This is a genomic window from Shigella sp. FC1661 (assembly GCF_001712525.1).
Taxonomy (GTDB): Bacteria; Pseudomonadota; Gammaproteobacteria; order Enterobacterales; family Enterobacteriaceae; genus Escherichia; species Escherichia coli.
In genome coordinates this window covers 1-780 of sequence record NZ_MDGW01000406.1, presented here as the reverse complement: position 1 = coordinate 780, position 780 = coordinate 1, and the positions used below count along the sequence as shown (strand labels likewise).

At 53.8% G+C, this 780-nt stretch carries 2 protein-coding genes; both read right to left on the bottom strand.

All coding sequences use genetic code 11. The annotated features are described in order from the left end of the window. The coding region (locus BFF42_RS19070; RefSeq protein ID WP_216080603.1) for an IS66 family transposase at positions 1–402 on the bottom strand (402 nt) is incomplete at its 3' end. Positions 403–431: 29 nt separating this feature from the next. Beyond that, on the bottom strand, positions 432–779 hold the full coding sequence (gene tnpB / locus BFF42_RS19065; protein ID WP_039060015.1) for an IS66 family insertion sequence element accessory protein TnpB: 348 nt from the start codon (positions 777–779) through the stop codon (positions 432–434). Between the last annotated feature and the right edge of the window lies 1 nt (position 780).

The following is a 780-nucleotide window of genomic DNA, read 5'->3' as shown; positions in this document are numbered from 1 at the left end:
GCAACAGCTTTCTTCTGGCTCCAGGCGATTTATTTCGCGGGGCAGATGCTCCGGTAACGGGCGACGATGACGAGACTGTCGCAACTGGCGGGGAACCTGCGGATCGTCTTCCCGCCCACTGTAACGATCACTGTCCTGTTCGCGTTGTTTCAGCAGGGCCTCAGCCTGTTCAACTTCACGACGCAGTTTTTCAGAACGGGTACCGAACAGCATCCGGCGCAGTTTTTCTATCTGAGCCCGCAGATGTTCTATTTCCCGTTCATCTTCTTCGATCTTTTCTTCGGCGCGGGCCAGTGCAGAGCGCAGGAAGGCCTCCGTCTCTTCAACCAGACTCAGTTGCTGGTCTTTCTGACGGAGCTGGCATTCCAGTTCTGCAATGCGAATGAGGTATTTTTGATTCATGGCCGTTTTTATAATCCGGCCATGACATTTTACAACATTGTCAGTGCGTTAAGGCGGGATGTTTTTGGCTGACGCCAGTCCAGCTTATCGAGGAGCATTGCCAGTTGCGAGCGGGTAATGGATACCTTGCCGTCACGCACAGCAGGCCAGATAAACTGGCCTTCCTCCAGGCGTCTGGTGAACAGGCACAGACCATCAGCATCAGCCCACAGGATTTTAATCATGTCACCCCGTCGGCCACGGAAGATGAACAGGTGACCGGAGAAGGGATTATCATTCAGCACATGCTGTACCTGTTCACCCAGCCCGTTGAAAGACTTACGCATATCGGTTATCCCAGCAACGAGCCAGATGCGGGTGCCTGACGGGAGTGAGATC